The 15,920-nt window shown below is 60.2% G+C and carries 12 protein-coding genes and 1 pseudogene; 5 read left to right on the top strand and 8 right to left on the bottom strand.

Annotated elements, in window-relative coordinates; translation table 11 throughout:
- Positions 1–67 precede the first annotated feature (67 nt).
- Positions 68–2,662, bottom strand: coding sequence for a CaiB/BaiF CoA-transferase family protein (locus tag AU175_RS01750; RefSeq protein ID WP_066285334.1), 2,595 nt, complete (start codon positions 2,660–2,662; stop codon positions 68–70).
- 159 nt (positions 2,663–2,821) lie between these two features.
- Here AU175_RS01750 and AU175_RS01755 point away from each other — a divergent pair, with 159 nt between their 5' ends.
- The gene (locus AU175_RS01755; protein WP_066285335.1) at positions 2,822–4,018 is read left to right on the top strand and encodes a thiolase family protein; all 1,197 of its coding nucleotides are present in this window, start codon (positions 2,822–2,824) and stop codon (positions 4,016–4,018) included.
- Complete coding sequence (locus tag AU175_RS01760) at positions 4,015–4,434, top strand: Zn-ribbon domain-containing OB-fold protein (RefSeq protein WP_066285338.1); 420 nt, start codon at positions 4,015–4,017, stop codon at positions 4,432–4,434. Before AU175_RS01755 ends, AU175_RS01760 begins: the two co-directional genes overlap by 4 nt.
- A 177-nt stretch (positions 4,435–4,611) precedes the next feature.
- Here the strand turns inward: AU175_RS01760 and AU175_RS21930 are convergent, their stop codons facing one another.
- The 4 genes from AU175_RS21930 to AU175_RS01775 form a co-directional block, all read right to left on the bottom strand.
- Positions 4,612–5,199, bottom strand: coding sequence for a hypothetical protein (locus AU175_RS21930; protein WP_197497005.1), 588 nt, complete (start codon positions 5,197–5,199; stop codon positions 4,612–4,614).
- Entirely contained in the window at positions 5,151–5,918 is a 768-nt protein-coding gene (locus AU175_RS21935) for a hypothetical protein (protein ID WP_197497006.1), read from the bottom strand. Before AU175_RS21935 ends, AU175_RS21930 begins: the two co-directional genes overlap by 49 nt.
- A gap of 431 nt (positions 5,919–6,349) precedes the next feature.
- Positions 6,350–7,021 (bottom strand): nitroreductase, encoded by a 672-nt coding sequence (locus AU175_RS01770; protein WP_066285340.1) that lies wholly within the window; start codon positions 7,019–7,021, stop codon positions 6,350–6,352.
- Positions 7,022–7,026: 5 nt separating this feature from the next.
- Positions 7,027–8,736: an FAD-dependent oxidoreductase gene (locus AU175_RS01775; RefSeq protein ID WP_066285343.1), complete on the bottom strand. Its 1,710-nt coding sequence runs from the start codon at positions 8,734–8,736 to the stop codon at positions 7,027–7,029.
- A gap of 199 nt (positions 8,737–8,935) precedes the next feature.
- On the opposite strand from AU175_RS01775, the gene AU175_RS01780 reads away from it, so the two are divergent.
- Positions 8,936–9,655, top strand: coding sequence for a FadR/GntR family transcriptional regulator (locus AU175_RS01780; RefSeq protein ID WP_066285345.1), 720 nt, complete (start codon positions 8,936–8,938; stop codon positions 9,653–9,655).
- Positions 9,656–9,945: 290 nt separating this feature from the next.
- Here the strand turns inward: AU175_RS01780 and AU175_RS01785 are convergent, their stop codons facing one another.
- Positions 9,946–10,836, bottom strand: a complete 891-nt coding sequence (locus AU175_RS01785) for a tyrosine-protein phosphatase (protein WP_082978956.1) — start codon at positions 10,834–10,836, stop codon at positions 9,946–9,948.
- A 135-nt stretch (positions 10,837–10,971) separates the two neighbouring features.
- On the opposite strand from AU175_RS01785, the gene AU175_RS01790 reads away from it, so the two are divergent.
- Both AU175_RS01790 and AU175_RS21590 read left to right on the top strand, forming a co-directional pair.
- The gene (locus tag AU175_RS01790) at positions 10,972–12,600 is read left to right on the top strand and encodes a pyruvate, phosphate dikinase (protein WP_082978957.1); all 1,629 of its coding nucleotides are present in this window, start codon (positions 10,972–10,974) and stop codon (positions 12,598–12,600) included.
- 130 nt (positions 12,601–12,730) lie between these two features.
- Positions 12,731–12,880: a hypothetical protein gene (locus tag AU175_RS21590; protein WP_156642119.1), complete on the top strand. Its 150-nt coding sequence runs from the start codon at positions 12,731–12,733 to the stop codon at positions 12,878–12,880.
- 245 nt (positions 12,881–13,125) lie between these two features.
- Here AU175_RS21590 and AU175_RS01795 read toward each other — a convergent pair.
- Together AU175_RS01795 and AU175_RS01800 are read right to left on the bottom strand one after the other, a co-directional pair.
- Positions 13,126–14,214, bottom strand: a pseudogene (locus AU175_RS01795) (IS630 family transposase).
- Between the two features lie 732 nt (positions 14,215–14,946).
- Complete coding sequence (locus AU175_RS01800) at positions 14,947–15,918, bottom strand: DUF7065 domain-containing protein (RefSeq protein ID WP_066285347.1); 972 nt, start codon at positions 15,916–15,918, stop codon at positions 14,947–14,949.
- Positions 15,919–15,920: the final 2 nt, after the last annotated feature.

The raw sequence follows: 15,920 nt of genomic DNA on the forward strand, positions 1-15,920 counted from the left end.
GGACGGGCAGGAGCGTCCGCCCCTCCGTTCCCGATATCCGGTTGCACGGTGTGGGCCGCCCGGCTGCTCACACCACGCCGCCTTGACGGAGTTCTTCGATCCGGGAATCGTCAAAGCCCAAGATTTCTGACAGAACATAATCTGTGTCTTCCCCATAGTTCGGACCCGACCGGTTCAAGCGACCGCCCATATATGCGGGCGTCGCCTCCATCCGTACCGGGTGTTCCTTCACCGGCCACGTCCCGATCTCGGTCTGGTCAAGCTCAACCAACCACTGAAGGTGTTTGAGCTGCGGATCGGTCTCGTAGCGGTCTTGGGCATCCTGACAGACCCCGGCCGGCACACCGCGGATCTGGAGGGCGGACATGAGCTCATACCCGTCCCATTTCCTGGTCTCGAGATCCAGCGCGGCGTCCAGCTCATCCTGGTTGTCCAATCGCTGCTGCAGGTCGGCAAACCTTGGATTCTGGGTCCACGCGGGATGGCCAAGAACCTCGGTGAGGCTCTGCCAGTGGTCCTCGGTGAAAGCGGCCACTGATATCCAACGGTCACTGCCGACCGTTCGGTAGGCGCCGTGCGGAGCGGCGGGCTTATACGGGGACCGATTCCCGTATCTGGACCATTGGCGCTTGTTGACCGACCAGTCCAGGATGGCAGTGCCGGTCAGGTAGAGACCGGCTTCACCCTGAGAGGCGTCAATGTGGCAGCCGTTGCCGGTGATGTTTCTGCGGTAGAGAGCTGCCAGCATTGCCTGGGACATGTTGTAGGCTCCTACCCAGTCCAGGTAGGAGTAGCCGATTCCGGCTGGCGGGAACGGTTCGGGAAGGCCGGACATTTCGCTGATGCCGGTAAACGCCTGGGCGGTCGGGCCAAACGCCCTGGCCCGGCCGTACGTGCCGTACTGCCCGAAGCCGGACTGCTGGACGTAGATGATCTTCGGGTTAAGTTCCTTGAGCCGCTCATATCCGAGCCCCATCCGGTCCATGGTGCCGGGGGAAAAGCCCTCGACCACCATGTCCGCGCCCCGGATCAGGTCCTCCAGAATTGCTTTACCCTCGGCGCTTTTCAGGTTGAGTGACATCCCGAGTTTGCCGGCGTTGATCTCCATGAAGGAGCCGCCACGGTTGGGGCTTTTGGAGGTGGGCGTAGGCAGGGGCTCCGTCGCGGCGTCGCGCTCGGCACGGCCGCCTGGGGGGCATGCACCGAGACCGGTGCGCATGCCGTCCAGCCGGGAAGCGTGCTCTACCTTGATGACTTCAGCTCCCATCGCCGTCAGGAACCGCCCGGCGCCGGCGCTTGCCAGCATCCAGCTGAGGTCGATGACGCGAACGTCTGAGAGGGCAAAGGGTTTGCCGTGCTTGCTGAGAATCTGCTCTGCAGCCGGGCGGGCTTCCATCGACTGGGTACGATCCTCGTGAGGCGCCTGCCACTCCCCCAGCACCTCCAACGTATGCTCGCCGGTCAAAGGCGGACGCCGACCGATTTGCCATTGGACATCCGGGGAATACCATTTGGCGCCGGTGTAGGTGAAAGTCCGGTCCAGTTCGGCGTGGTGGACATCGGTGAAGGCGCCGCGAACCAGCCAGTGCTCGTCGTCGATGTTTTCTTCGGGACGGCGGACCGGCGCCCATGGAAGTCCATTGTCTTGGGCGTCCCGCCACAGGTCGCTCTTGAACAAGGAACGGGATATGAGTTTGTCGGTCTGCAAAGACAGGCGCTCGGTCGCGGTGTCTTCATTGCGGCTCTCCGCGCTGTGATATCGGGCAGAATCCAGATCACCCTGCATCTCGTATTTCCGCAGGACGTTCACGGTGCCGTCCCAGGCTCCGCCGTTGGCCGTGACGGAACCCTTGAGGTATGTGCGGTAGGGCAGCAGATACCGGCCGTCCTTGGTGATGGACAACGCCGGAGTGCTGCCCGAGACCATCGAGTGCCGACAAGTCAGGCGCAGGTGTTTCTGACGGAGGAAAATCCAGTCGGGAAGGTCGGTTTCGGTGTTCTTGCTAACTGCTTCGTGCACGTTTGCAGATAGCAGCTGCCCAGCTCCCGACTGCAGTCGGTAGTTCAAAGCGCCCAGGATGGAGATGACGGCCATCTCTCCCACGACGTGGTAGGCCTGCCACATCTGTGGGGCGATAGGGGGGGTGTCGTAGTGGCCGAACGGATCAGGGTCGTAGCCGCTGTTCATCATGACCCCGCCCAGGGCCAGGTGGATCAGGTCGCTGCCGGAATAGTCGGCCCACGGGCCGTCATCGCCAAAGTGGCTGATCCTGACGTAGATAAGCCCAGGGTTGGCCCTTCGCAGCGCCTCATAGCCGATCCCTCTGGAATCCATCCACCCCCGAGGCCTGGAATCGATGATCACGTCCGTGGCTCCGGATAGCTGTCGGAAGGACTCCTGTCCGTCTTTCGTTTCCAGGTTCAGCGTCACGGAACGCTTTCCAAGGTTGTAGTGCCAAAAGTGCAGGCTTTGGTTGGGGTCCTCGACATCGCCTACGAAAGGACCGTATCCACGTGTCTTCTCACCGCCGGGCTGTTCGACTTTGGCCACATCCGCCCCAAGGCCGGCCAGAACCTTCCCGCAGTACTCCCCCAGCTCGTCAGCCACTTCAAGGACCCTAAGGTCGTTGAGGTATCCAGTGTCCTTGGCTGTTTCACCCATTCGCGTTCACCACATTCCGATCCGGCTAAAGGATCACGTCGTCGAAATCCTCAACTAATGGGTTATTGGCCCATCCATTGATATGATGGACCTCACTTGGGAAGGCTGTCAACCGACGATCCCTTCCGAGCGGTAACCGGGATGCTTTTTAGGAGATCAATGAGTAGATCAGTGACGATCATCGGTGCTTCAGCTTTGCCGGTGGGAAAATGGCAGACGCAGCCGGATGCTGAGACGCAGGTCCTGGAGCACGAAGTCTTGGCGAAACTTGTCGTGGATGCGGTTAAGACTGCCGGCATTGACAAAGGTGACATTCAAGGCCTGAGCTTCGCCATGAACCGGCACTACACCCTGCAGAAGTACTTCGCCACGTTCATGGCCAGCTACCTTCGGCTGCCCTGTTACGGCAACGTCTCCGAGGTGTTGGGGAATGGAATGACCGGAGGTTGGGCCTTTGAGAACGCGGCGAACGATATCCTGCTCGGGCGGTCAAAGGTCAGCCTCGCCCTCGGGATTAACTTTGAGACTGCAGCCCGCGCCCAGGACCACATGATGAGTTCTATGCGGGCAACAGGTGATGTCGACTTCCATGCACCGTTTGGTATCACTCCAATTACTTGGTACGCACTGGATGCCAGCCGCTATATCCACGAGTATGGCTCTTCACGCCGTGAGCTTGCATCGGTTGCCGTCAAGAACCGGATGCATGCCTCGCTGAATCCGCTTGCCCAGTTCCGGAAGCCCATCACGCTGGACGAGGTTCTGGACCAGCGGATGATCGTTGAGCCGTTGGGCCTGTACGAGGTACCGCCGCGCAGTGACGGGGCTGTGGTACTGATCCTCGCTGAAGAGGACTATGCGAAGTCCTTGGGCCGGCCTTACGTCAGAGTCCGTTCCAGGGGCTTCTACCATGAAGGTGTACACCAGCTCAGTGACGTCCCCAACGACATGACGGCGTTTGGGGCTGCGCGGGCGGCCGGCGAGCAGGCCTTTGCCGACGCTGGGCTCCTGCCTACTGACATTGACGTCGCTGAGCTTTACGCGCCCTGCACAATCGTGGAAGTCCTGGTCAGTGAAGCTCTCGGCCTGACGCCCAGGGGCAATGGAGGCAAATGGGCCGCGGAGGGCCGCACTTCCCTGGGCGGGGAGATTCCAATCTCGACATCCGGTGGACTCACATCACGGGGGCATCCGGCATACGTGACACCGCTCTACAGCTTTGTGGAGGCCTACGAACAGCTGATGGGCCTGGCAGACGAGCGTCAGGTAAAGGACGCCGAGCTGGCACTGACCAGCGCCGAACTCGGAAACTACAACGCAGCATTGGTGCACATCCTGGAAGGGGTTCACTCATGATTCCGGTAATCGAATCGGGGCAGGCGCATCCTTACCCGCCGCGGATTACGGAATTTACCCGGCAGTTCTGGGATGCCTTGGGTGAGGGCCGTTTCATGACAACAGCCGGCGTTGAAACCGGACAGTTGACGTTTCCCCCCAAGCCCGTGTCCCCCCACGCATGGGATGAAGAGGTGGAGTGGGTGGAACTGAGCGGCCGCGGGACGCTGTACGCCCACACGACTGTTCACGCCTCGCCATCTGCCTTTGTTGGGGATTTGCCCTACCGCATTTGCATTGTCGATCTGGAGGAGGGCATCCGGCTGGCCACCCGCCTTATCGGTTCGGCGGAGGTTTCGATCGGTGCCGCCGTAGAACTGGTGGCGGTCCGCCACACCGACGGCCTGTCCTACGCGGCGCGGGCGATGAACTCCTGACATTCTGCTCCCACTACAACATGGGCCGCCTCCGGTATTTCCGGGGGCGGCCCATCTTGGTTGTGCGGCTACATCACCCAGCCCGCCATTGCCCTTTCCTTCCGGCAGACCCCAAGGGATCGCACCTATCCGTCACACTTTTGCAGCTGCCGGCGTGCGAGAGGCCAAGCGTCGTTGCTACTTGTTGGAGCGGACAGGTGGGAAACCGTCTCCCATCAGGAACACCGGGGCCAAGATTTCCCCTGCCCGACCACTGGTGAGCACTGACCAGGCTTCTTTTGTGCGGGCTGTTGGGGCATCGAACCCGCCCTGCCGGACCTCGTCCCAGATCCCTGCCCTCTCAGCTATTGGCCGCATGAAGTCGTGGGAATACACCGTAATGCCGCCCCAGATCTTGTCGCCTGTGCTCATCTTCGAGTACATGCGATAGAGGGCAAGAGTTCCCTTTTCTGAGAGCCCGGAAATACGTTTCAGCTCGTCGTCTGCCAGAAGCCGAAGTTCGGACATTGGAGTTTCCGGTGTGTCGCGCGCAAAGACCGCTACCCGATCGAGGTGATCTAAGTAAGTGTTGGGCTTAGTGAAGGTGGTGCCGATGTCATTTATGGTCACTTCTATGTCTCCGGCGCCAAAAACCATCACCTCGGTGACGGCGTATGGCATGCCTTCGGCAACGTCGGCCCACGGGTAGGCTGATTCGTTGAGGAAGTGATCACGGACTAAGGCGAATCCGCCGCCAGGTAGTGGGTATGGACCGGTATCTCCCATTCCCAGTCTGTTGTCATAGTGCAGCATGAAGCAAAAAGTTCTGTTGTTGCATTGAACCGTCGGAAGGTTGCCCTCCTGGCCGGGTCGTCCAGTGCAGTGGCCTTGTCAATAAGCGGGTCCAGGACATCGCGGTCAAGATGGGGGAGGACGAATCCCCTGCCGGAAGCCAGGCCGGGACCGTCACCCCACGTTCCGTGCCAGAGCCGTCGTCCGAACTGAATGGCTGTTTCAACATCGGGCCGTGAAGCCTCGGCATCCACGAGGCCCAGCTTCACACCGACGCCCCTGCCGAGGATAGGCATCAAGGAACAGGCATAGTTTCGAAGATGGTTGACCTTGGTTCCCACTTCGCGTTTGGATACCCTTCCAAGGTCCACCAGGCCATCCACGCCGATCTCGGACGTTATTGTGCGCATCGCCTCCGGGTAAAGATCCCATTGCTGAACGAAGGACAGCGTCTCATACTCCTGACGAGGAATGAGCCCGGATTCACCCTCAGTGGAACGCGAGGCAATGAGCTCCCAGAGGTTCCACGCCATGTAGTTGAACCAGCTATCAACTTGGTGGTCCTCGAGCTTGTCGGGCCGTATGTCTGCAACAGTTGTGTCAACAAAGGGATGAGGATCCCGTCGTCTCATTTCCTGGTCGCCCTCATGACCTCCGGGAACTTCGGCCATAAATTTTTCCACGAACTTTGCGAAATCTACTGTCTCGGTCACGCATGCCTGCCTAGGTGTATGGCTCAACATCGTCATTAAGCAATGGCCATTCCATACGTACGGTCCAACCATATGCGGTTCTGCCGACACGTCAAGAGCGAACGGAAATAGTTGGCTTCCTTTAGCCTGACGCCGCCCAGGTCTGGGCGTCTTTCGGCAGCATAGTTGGCGCTACAGTGCGTTGCCGAGGGAGGCGACGCCGTCCCACTTCTTCCCCATCAAATGCTCGCTCGCATTGAAGTGTGTGATGGCATCCAGAAGAGTGCGTTGCTAATGCATATGCAGGAGCGCCTGCCCGCGAGTATCGGCGCCGGGCAGTATCCCGGCGCCTATCGACGCGGTCATTCACCGAATCCTGAAGGTGCCGCAGCATTGCCACGTCCCAGCGTCGAGACTGTAAGCTCCAGCTGGCCCCGCCAGGACTCCTAAACCTACGTGGCTATTCTCACCACTACGTCTGAAACTGATGCTCTGGACGTGCGGTACCGGTTCGCCGGGTGCCGGTCGTCCGAATAGCCAAGGGCGACCGCGGCGACGACCAGCCGGTTTTTCGGGAGGTCCAGAATTCGTCTTACTGTCTGGGAGTACATTGCGATCGCGGCCTGCGGGACCGCTGCCAGTCCCAGGCTCTCCGCCGCCAGCAGGAGTGTCGTAATGTATCCGCCGCAGTCCAGCACACCGTAGCTGCCAAGAACATCTTCTGTCGTCACCACGGCGACCTGCGGGGCGCCGAAAAAGCGAAAGTTCTCGCGGGCTTGGGCCCTCCGAAGTTCCCTGTCTTCGCGCCTTATTCCTAGACTCCCATAAAGCCCGTAGGCAGTCTCTGCCCGCCGTTCCCGGTAAACACCCTCATATGCGGCCGGGGCGGGCAGATCAGGCTGTGGAGTGTCGCTGGATTCTGCCGCCAGCAGTGCTGCGCTGAGCTCCGCCAGGATGGCGCCCGAGACGAGGCTGACCTGCCAAGGCTGGACATTGCACCATGACGGCGCCCTCTGAGCCATGCGAAAAAGCGTGGCTAACTCCTGTTCGGCGATGCTGTCGCTCAGGAACGCCCGGCAGCTGTACCGGGACTCCAGAAGTGCTTCGAACCTGTTCATCGACATGAGCGTCAGATTCGAAGGGTGCCACGCTCTGCCGCATGGGCCGCGATATCGCGGCCTACACGGTAGCCGAAGACGAGGGCAGGGCCGATATGGGAGCCGTAGCCGGGGTAGCCACCACCGAACACGCTTACCGCCGCGGAACCTACGGCGTAAAGACCCGGCACAGCCTGGCCCTCCTCGGTCAGTACCTCCGAGCGTTCGTTGACCCCCAGGCCGGCGAACGTACCCAGGTCTCCCATTTGGATTTTGGCTGCGTAGAACTTTCCTTCATCCAGCGGGGCGAGGTTCGGATTAGGTTTGTGTTCCATGTCACCGCGGAAGTTGTTGTAGAGGGTTGAACCTCGCCCGAAGTGGGGATCTTCCCCCAATTCTGCACCCTTGTTGAATTCCCTGATCGTCTCGGCGAGGTTGTCATAGTCCACGCCTATTTTCAGGGCCAGGTCGACCAAAGAGTCGCCCTTAACTAAGTAGCCGGTCTTGTAGAAATAGCTGCGGGGCATGGGCCAGGGTTTGGCGTAGCCAATGCCGTATTTGTGCATCGTCTTGGCGTCCGCAATAACCCACCCGAAGGTATCCCGCTGCCCTTGGGTGTGGGCAAGCATTTGCCCACCGAAGTCGTGGTAGCTCAAAGCCTCGTTGCCGAATCGCTTCCCATCACCGTCTACCGCGATGATTCCGGGCAGGCCAATTGCCCGCAGATGGGGGAAGAGACGCTGATTGCCGTTAAGATACTTGAACACGGTCACCGGTGCCCAGGAACCGACCGAATACACGGAGTTGTCAACGAATCCCCCCACTTCCTGTGCCAAGGTCACCGCGTCGCCGCCATGGCCCACGGTAGGAGTGAAGTGGTTGTCGCCCTGGGGGTCGTGGGGAAAGTACTTCATGCGGAGCTCTTTGCTGCCGGAGAATCCGCCGGCTGCCAGCACGACCCCAAACCGCGCGTTGACCGTTCCAGCGTGTTCGCCTCCAAGAACTGCACCGGTTACGGCCCCGTCCTCAGCACGGCGAAGGGACAACGCCGGGGTGTTTACCCAAATGCGTACGCCCAGGTCATCAGCGCTCTTGACCATGCGGGTAATCATTGCGTTGCCGTTGGATCGCAGGACTGAGCGTTTGTACCGTGCCGTGTCCACCCACGTCCTCAACAACTTCCTTGCCACGTAGACGAAGGATTTGAATGACTGGTTGACGTGGAAGAACTCGTTGATGTCCGGCCCGACCTGGGGCATGTACCCAAAGACGGTGTAGGAGCTCAAGTAGGGCTGGATCAGCAAACGTTTGTCCCCCAGAATGCGCGCATCCACGTCTTTTGGAATAAGTGCGCGGCCGGACATTCGCGCACCGGGCAGGTCCATCTGGTAGTCCGGGGCCTTGTCCGGGTAGAGGAACTGCACGTCCGTCTCGTTTTCGAAGAACTCCAAGGCCTCCGGCACTGCGTCCAGGAATTCCTTGACCCCCGCAGCGTTGAAAGTTTCCGGGGCCAACTGCCGAAGGTATGTTTCTGCTTCTTCGCGGGTATCCCCCTCAGCCGCTCCCTTCTTGTTTCCCGGAACCCAGGCCCAACCCGCGGAGATCGCCGTCGTTCCGCCCAGGTACTGGTCCTTCTCGGCTACGATCACGCTGAGTCCCTGCTTCGCAGCGCGGATAGCAGCGGCCAGGCCGGCAACCCCCGATCCTATGACCAGGACGTCGCACTCCGTCGGCTTGTTCATCGAAATTGGCTCCTAAACCTTCACTGACCCCTTTTTGGTCCATCCATTGATATGATGGTGGTCACCAACTCAGGTGTCAAGCGCCCTCGGTTGCAGGCACTACAGAACGTGAAGAAGTAATCATGGGAAGATCTACGACTAGGAAGACCTGGGCAATGCATCCATTGGGTATCAGGGCCGGAATTTAGAAGGAGTACGCATGTCTGAACAGCAGGTGGCATTTCTGCCAGCGAAACCCAAGCGCGCATTCGATGACATTATTGATCAGGTCCGCGAATTGCTTCGAAGCGGCGAACTGAGTCCCGGGCAGAAGCTGCCCAATGAACGTGACTTCGCTGTTCAGTTGGGTGTAAGCCGAAATACGGTACGCGAGGCCCTTCGCATGCTTGAGATCGCCGGACTCGTGACCCTCAAGAAGGGCCGCACCGGGGGGGCCTTCGTCACTGAGTCCAATACTGATGCCGTGACGCAAGGCATCTCTGATGGCCTGGCCTTGACCCAATTCTCTATCGCAGACTTGACGGAGGCGCGGATCGCGCTGGAGTCCTTCATCGTCCGTAAAGCGGCCGTGGAGATTACCGAAGAGGAACTCGATGACCTCGAAGCGTCGGTTGCCCGCGCCCATGAGCTGTCATCCAAGGCTGATTTTCCCGCTGTCCTGCAGGCTCACGGCGAATTCCACGAGAAACTGGCTCTGGCTGCGAGGAATCCTATCCTTGCAAGCATGCTCAGGCCACTCTTTGGAATGACGCAGGATCTCGCTGGACGAATCGGACCGCGGGCAGGTGAAGCCGTGTGGGAGTACCGCCGCCGGTTGATCAAGGCTCTACGCGACAGGGATGCTGACGCGGCAGCGCATGAAGTGACGGTTTACCTGCAGGGGATTCACGATACGTGGCTGGAGGCCAACGGCAATTAGTCCCCGGAGGTCGCTGCGTCCTCCGGACTGCGGACCAGTCTTGCTGCTCATCGATGCGGTAACCCTCGATCAGGGCATTTGCGCTTTGGGCTGCTGGAAAATTAGCTCCGTCGCGGTATTAGTCTTGGACCTGCAACCAGGTCGGCGTCCGGCGCCAAGAGGCGTGGGCTGGGCCAGCCCAGTAGGTGCTGCCTGTTCCGGCCTGGCACGAAGTTTGGGCCTGCCACGAGTGTCTCCTTGCTGTTTCACCGCTCATGCGGATGGGTTGCTCCCTGCGCCAGCAGTTACGGTCAGTGCAATTCAGGGGTGATAAGCAGCGTGGCTTTGAGGCATTCCAGTATTTCCTTTGAGATCCCCCCGGCGGCGATCAGGTAATCGGCGGCTCCGCCGAACTGCTCGTCCAAATACGCCAACGCAGCATCCATTGCCGATGCCGGTGTCTCGAACAGGATGCGGACGTTATCGAGTTCCAGGCCCGCGCCTTGGAGTATCGGAGCGTATGCCTGGACGCGGTTCGGCCGGAACAGGCCGGTAAGCGTGTAGTCGGCGACCGTCAGCTCACGAGGGGTCCCTATCAATTCAAGGACGAGCGCGATAAGGAGCCCTGTCCTGTCCTTGCCGGCGGAGCAATGGACCAGCGCCGGCACCTGACTACTGTCGGCAAGGACTGTGATGGCCGCGGCAAAAATATCTGCGCGACGGTCAAGGGTTTCCCTGTAAAAGTTGGCCATGTCGAGTTCGGTGAACTGTGTGAGTTCTCCGGTGAGCATGCGCCGGACGTAGTTGGTGTCGGTCCCTTCCCCGCCCTCGGCGATCGGAAGTTCAACGACCAGGGCGCCGGTGGCCTCCCTCCAGGATGAGGGCGTGCGTGCGACCTCGTGCCTTGCCCGGAGGTCGATGACGGTTTTGATGCCCAGCCCCGCGAGCTGATCGGCGTTAGCGGCACTCCACACGCCGTGGATCTTGCTGACTCCCTCGGCCACGAGGACTTCGGAACGGAACAGTCGACGGGGGGCAATCACCCTTCCGTCCTGGCTCGGATAGCCTCCCAGGTCCCGCAGGTTTTCGAGTCCGGGTAGCTCGATTCTCGTGCTCTGAAGTGGCGTGAAGAGCTCTCCTGCTCCCAGATCCCGCGACTCAGCGACTCCCGGCAGCACGGTTCTGGTGTTATCAACTGACATAAAGGGCTCCCTACACTGGGTGTGGCGGTCGGGTGACCGCTGTCACAAGCAGGGCTTCCCCTGCGATCTCTACGATGCTACATTTGGTTCAGACTTTCAATGGTTCGACCATAACCCAAAAACGAAAGGTGCGACGTGGCACAGTTCTTCGACGCTGATTCTCATTCCGCAGCGCCCATTTACGCGTTCGATCACCGCCACGCGGTGCCGGCCCGGCAGCTGGTTAATCTCCTCGGCGGAAAGGGCTCCGGCCTTGCCGAAATGACCGCGGCGCTGGGCATGGCCGTTCCGCCAGGGTTCACGATCACGCTGGAAGCATCGCGTGCATATCGCCATTCTGGCTGGACGACCGAACTTGAAGCAGCGCTCAGCGGCCACATCGAGGCCCTGGAAAAAAGGATGGGCAGGTTGTTCGGCGGCTCAGAGGATCCACTCCTGGTCGCAGTGCGCAGTGGAGCACCAGTGTCAATGCCCGGGATGCTCGACACCGTGCTGAATCTTGGACTCAATGCCAGGACCGTTCAGGGACTTGCAGCAGCTTCAGGAGATGAGCGGTTCGCGTGGGACAGCTACCGCAGGTTCCTGCACATGTTCGCCACGACCGTGATGGGCATTTCCGCCGAAGACCTCGGAAGTCACGGGCCGGCCGGTGATGACGCTGATCAGCTCAAGGAATCAGTGTCTGTACTGCAGGAGAAGATTGTCCAGCTCGCGGGACGTTCCGTGCCGGAGGAACCGCGACAGCAATTGCGGGAGGCAATCGAAGCCGTTTTTAAGTCCTGGGATTGTGACCGGGCCAAGGCCTACCGGGCCAAGGAAAACATTGATGAATCAATGGGTACCGCTGTGAACGTCCAGACAATGGTCTTTGGTAATCGTGGCGACAACTCGGGCACCGGTGTTGTCTTCACCCGGGACCCGGCAACGGGTGCGCCGGGGCCCTACGGTGACTATCTTCCCCGCGCTCAGGGCGAGGAAGTCGTTGCTGGCACCGCCCAGACGTTCCCCATCACACACCTCCGGGAACACCAGCCCGCCGCCTACTCCGACCTTTTGACGGTCTTGCGGCGGCTGGAAATCCACTACCGGGACATCTGCGATGTCGAGTTTACGATTGAAGATGGCCACCTGTGGTTGCTGCAAACAAGGGCCGGAAAACGCGGTTGCGTTGCCGCGGTTAAAGCAGCCGTCGATTTCGTCCACGATCCTGACGTGAGTCTCACACGCGAAGAGGCCCTGGAGCGCGTACCCGTCGAAGTGCGGGAAAAGGCGCGCCACGAAGTACTATCCCGTGTCAGCGCCGCTGGCCATGAGGACGACTTGGTCGACACAGGCATGGGGGCATCCCCCGGAAGGGCAACCGGGGCCGTCGTCCTGACAAGTGAGGCTGCCGCAGACGCCGATGGGGACGTCATCCTGGTCCGCCGCGAAACCAGCCCCGAGGATGTAGCCGGTATGGCCGCCTCCGCCGGAGTACTCACTACCAAAGGCGGTCTCGTCAGCCACGCTGCAGTAGTCGCGCGAGGATGGGGCATACCGGCAGTGGTTGGAGCCAAGGGCATCACCTGGTCGTCCGACAAGCTCGTCACCGCCGACAAGGAGATCCGGGAGGGAGACATCATCACCATCGATGGCACGACCGGTCAGGTCTGGGTTGGCGAAGTTGCGTCCGACCTCAGCGACCCGGCGGACGACGTGCTCGCTAGCGCCCTTCCTGAACTGGCCGAACTGGAAAGCTGGGCCAGCAAACTGACCACGGTATAACCGCACACGGCAGCGGATCTATCTGTTGGGGGAGCTCCCGCGACCAGCGGGACGACGGCACAACGACAGCGCCTCAAGAAATTCGTAGATGGGTGCTTGCAGTGCCGCCATCAGAGAATGAGGAGAAATCATGCAGCTAATCAATCCCAACGTCCCAAGCGCCGGCGAACCCGCAACAAGCCCCAAGAGCTACGACGACGACGACGCGGCTGTGGAAACACTCATCCACACAGCCTGGGTGGGTTGGCAGTACGCAGTAGATTCGCCCCAGCAACTATAAAACCCCCGCTGCGCTCAGCAGTCACTTGCAGCAGAGCGCAGCGGGCGCAGATAGGGTCTCGTGGCTGCGCGGTGACGCAGCGATGCTGCTCGGACGTAACAGCAGCCACCGCGGCCTGCCCCGGCACGTGACGGCCTAGCCTGAAAGGCTGAGCCGGTCGGCTGACCACTCACTTTTCCGAGCGCGACAGGGGCGCCGACTTGTGGTTAGGTCGGCCTCTACCCCGGGGCTACTAGTGGTGTGTCTCAGTTTTGTTTGATGGTTTCGAGGGCGACGCGGCCGCGGGCGACTTTTTTGAGGATTGTGTCTGCGGTCGCGGTCCAGACCAGGGGTTTGGGTTCGGTGTAGTGGGCGGCGAGATATTCTTCGATTTTGGTGATCAGGTCCGGTACGGAGTGGAACGCTCCGCGGCGCAGGGCCTTGTCTGTGAGCTCCCGGAACCAGCGTTCAACGAGGTTCAGCCATGAGGACGAGGTCGGGGTGAAATGTAGCTGGAAGCGGGGATTTTTCTCCAGCCAGGCCTTCACGTCCGGGTGCTTGTGGGTGGCGTAGTTGTCCAGGATCAGGTGGACATCCAGGCCCTGCGGGACTTCCTTATTGATGGTTTTGAGGAACACCAGGAATTCTTCGTGCCGGTGCTTGGGCAGGCAAGAACCGATGACTTTCCCGGTGGCCACGTCCAAGGCTGCGAACAAGGTAGTCGTGCCGTTGCGTTTGTAGTCATGCGTCATCGTCTCCGCCCGGCCCCTCGTCATCGGCAGGGACGGCTGGGTGCGGTCCAAGGCCTGGATCGAGGACTTCTCATCCATGCACAGCACGATCGCCTTCTCCGGCGGGTTCAGATACAGACCAACGACATCGATGAATTTTTCCTAAAAACGCGGATCGTTGGAGTGCTTGAACGTATCGACCAGGTGCGGCTTCAAGCCCCGGGCCGCCCAGATCCGCTGCACCTGCGCCGGAGAGACCCCGACCTTGGCGGCCATCGTCCGTACCGACCAGTGCGTCTGGCCTTCGGGCCTGGAATTGCGCGTCAGATCAACGATCTCATCGATCTTGGACTGCGGAATGACCGGCTTGCGGCCCCGCCCCGGACGAACCTCACCCAGATGAGCGAGACAATCCTCCGCGAAGCGGGCACGCCACGACCTGACCGTCGCCGGACTCACCCCAACAACCCCCGCGATCCACTCGCTCGCCAACCCCTCCGCAGCCATCAGCAGAACCTGCGCCCGTTGGACCTCTCGGTGCGACGCCGTCTGGGACCTGGAAAGCCTCTCAAGAAGCACGCGCTGGGCATCAGAAACCACCAAAGCAGGAGCACGATTCGACATACACCAATATTAACAGCCGACCTCTAGATATTTTGGAGACACACCACTAGGTGCCCGAGGCGGACCGGCAGCACAGACATACCTGTGCGACGAAGTCGGCCACTCGAGCATTCGCTCGCCGAGCTTGCCACTCGCAACTTCCCTGAAGTCAGTGGCCGCACTCGACTGGCAGGAGAACCGGACCGGAAACCGCACCGGTGCCAAAGGCCGAGCCCGGGACCCAAGGAGCCTCAACAATGGCAGATCAGAAAGACCGCGCGACGGCTGCTCCATACGTGGCTCTGAGCCTGTGCACGTCCTCGTGTTCAGGTCGGGGCGTCCGGCATGGGCTCCGCCGGCGTCTTTAGCAGCAGGGCCACCGAAAGCTCGATCCAGCAGTCTCTGACGGTGACATTCGAGCTGATGGGAAACTAAAAACTCCTGAGCCAACACGTTTTCCGTTGGCACCTCATTTTGCGCCGCTTATTGCACAGGGCGCCATTTCCGACGCCCAAGTCGTTGGGAAGTCACGTCCTCACCAACCAGCCATGTCTTACTACGATTCCATTGCCTCCCTGTCGGATTCCGGAAACTCGGAAAAGGCCCAAAATGGTTGCATGCCGCTGGTACCGGGCAGAGCCGGCTTAACGGCCATGGGTGAACAGGCAGGACCTGATCACCCATGGGAAGCTGCATGTTGGAAGCAGCCGTCTTTCCCCCGAACACAGGAGCTAACGGCCCTCCCCCGATGAATTAGTTCGGAAACAACCCGGCGAAGTGGGAGTAGTCGTAAAAGTCGGTGCTGGTGCCGTAACCCGTCTCATCATTCATCCTCCATTTCTTCATAACCATCATGGACATGGAGCCGGGCCAGTATTCGGCGGGGAACTGCGTGATGCTGTCCCCCACCAGGTGCCACTCGCGGTCATCCTTGTCAACCAGGTCCAGGATGGTTTGGACCTGGTACAAGCCCTTTCGTTCAGTACGCCCCGTCCCACTCTTGAGGCCGAAGACTTTACCGTTTTGCATCACGAACCCATGGGTGAGTTCAAGGTCCAGGGGTTGATCCTGAGGAACGGTGGGATCAAACTGGAACATCGCATGAACGGCAAGATCGCGGGAGAAATGAGCCTGAAGCCATGTCATGGTTCCTGGCTGGTATTCGCCCCGGACACCCCAACTGTGATCCATCGTCGACAGCCAGTCGACGTCATACCGTGAGCCTCTGAGGGTGACTTCGCCGGTGACTTTCCCAGTCATGTCGAAGTGTCCGCCGGCCCACAGGGGGGCCGCGGACAGGTCGGTTCCCTTACGCTTGGCCCGGGGATTCATTTCCGGATCGTGCATGTCAAAGGGTGGCATGAGTGCTTCGAAGGTCACATCCACGTCAAGGGCCACGTCATTGTGGAACGAAATGTCCCAAATACGGTTGGGCTCCCGGCAGATCACCTTAAGGCCGTTGTCAAGGGCAAAATTTGTCAGCGGCTGGTCTTTGATCGGCAGGTAGGCCCTATGGTCCCAGTAATCGATCTCCCACCCGGCGTTCACCTTCCGGGAGTTGGCAAAGACGGTGGAATTGACCACACCGAGGTTGGGGCGAAACAGTGAATAGAGACCGATGTGTGCCGAGGCTTGGGGGATCTCGAATCCGAAGTAGTTCGTTTCAGCCCAGAGCGGCTCATTTGCGGGCGGTTCGTGGAACTCGGCGTCGTTGGCGAGGATCATCT

Source organism: Arthrobacter sp. B6 (genome assembly GCF_001663775.1).
Taxonomy (GTDB): Bacteria; Actinomycetota; Actinomycetes; order Actinomycetales; family Micrococcaceae; genus Arthrobacter.

Bases quoted from the DNA above. Each gene is read 5' to 3' on its own strand.
- AU175_RS01750 (WP_066285334.1), bottom strand. From the start codon at position 2,662: ATGGGTGAAACAGCCAAGGACACTGGATACCTCAACGACCTTAGGGTC.
- AU175_RS01755 (WP_066285335.1), top strand. From the start codon at position 2,822: ATGAGTAGATCAGTGACGATCATCGGTGCTTCAGCTTTGCCGGTGGGA.
- AU175_RS01760 (WP_066285338.1), top strand. From the start codon at position 4,015: ATGATTCCGGTAATCGAATCGGGGCAGGCGCATCCTTACCCGCCGCGG.
- AU175_RS21930 (WP_197497005.1), bottom strand. From the start codon at position 5,199: ATGGGAGATACCGGTCCATACCCACTACCTGGCGGCGGATTCGCCTTA.
- AU175_RS01770 (WP_066285340.1), bottom strand. From the start codon at position 7,021: ATGTCGATGAACAGGTTCGAAGCACTTCTGGAGTCCCGGTACAGCTGC.
- AU175_RS01775 (WP_066285343.1), bottom strand. From the start codon at position 8,736: ATGAACAAGCCGACGGAGTGCGACGTCCTGGTCATAGGATCGGGGGTT.
- AU175_RS01780 (WP_066285345.1), top strand. From the start codon at position 8,936: ATGTCTGAACAGCAGGTGGCATTTCTGCCAGCGAAACCCAAGCGCGCA.
- AU175_RS01785 (WP_082978956.1), bottom strand. From the start codon at position 10,836: ATGTCAGTTGATAACACCAGAACCGTGCTGCCGGGAGTCGCTGAGTCG.
- AU175_RS21590 (WP_156642119.1), top strand. From the start codon at position 12,731: ATGCAGCTAATCAATCCCAACGTCCCAAGCGCCGGCGAACCCGCAACA.
- AU175_RS01800 (WP_066285347.1), bottom strand. From the start codon at position 15,918: ATGATCCTCGCCAACGACGCCGAGTTCCACGAACCGCCCGCAAATGAG.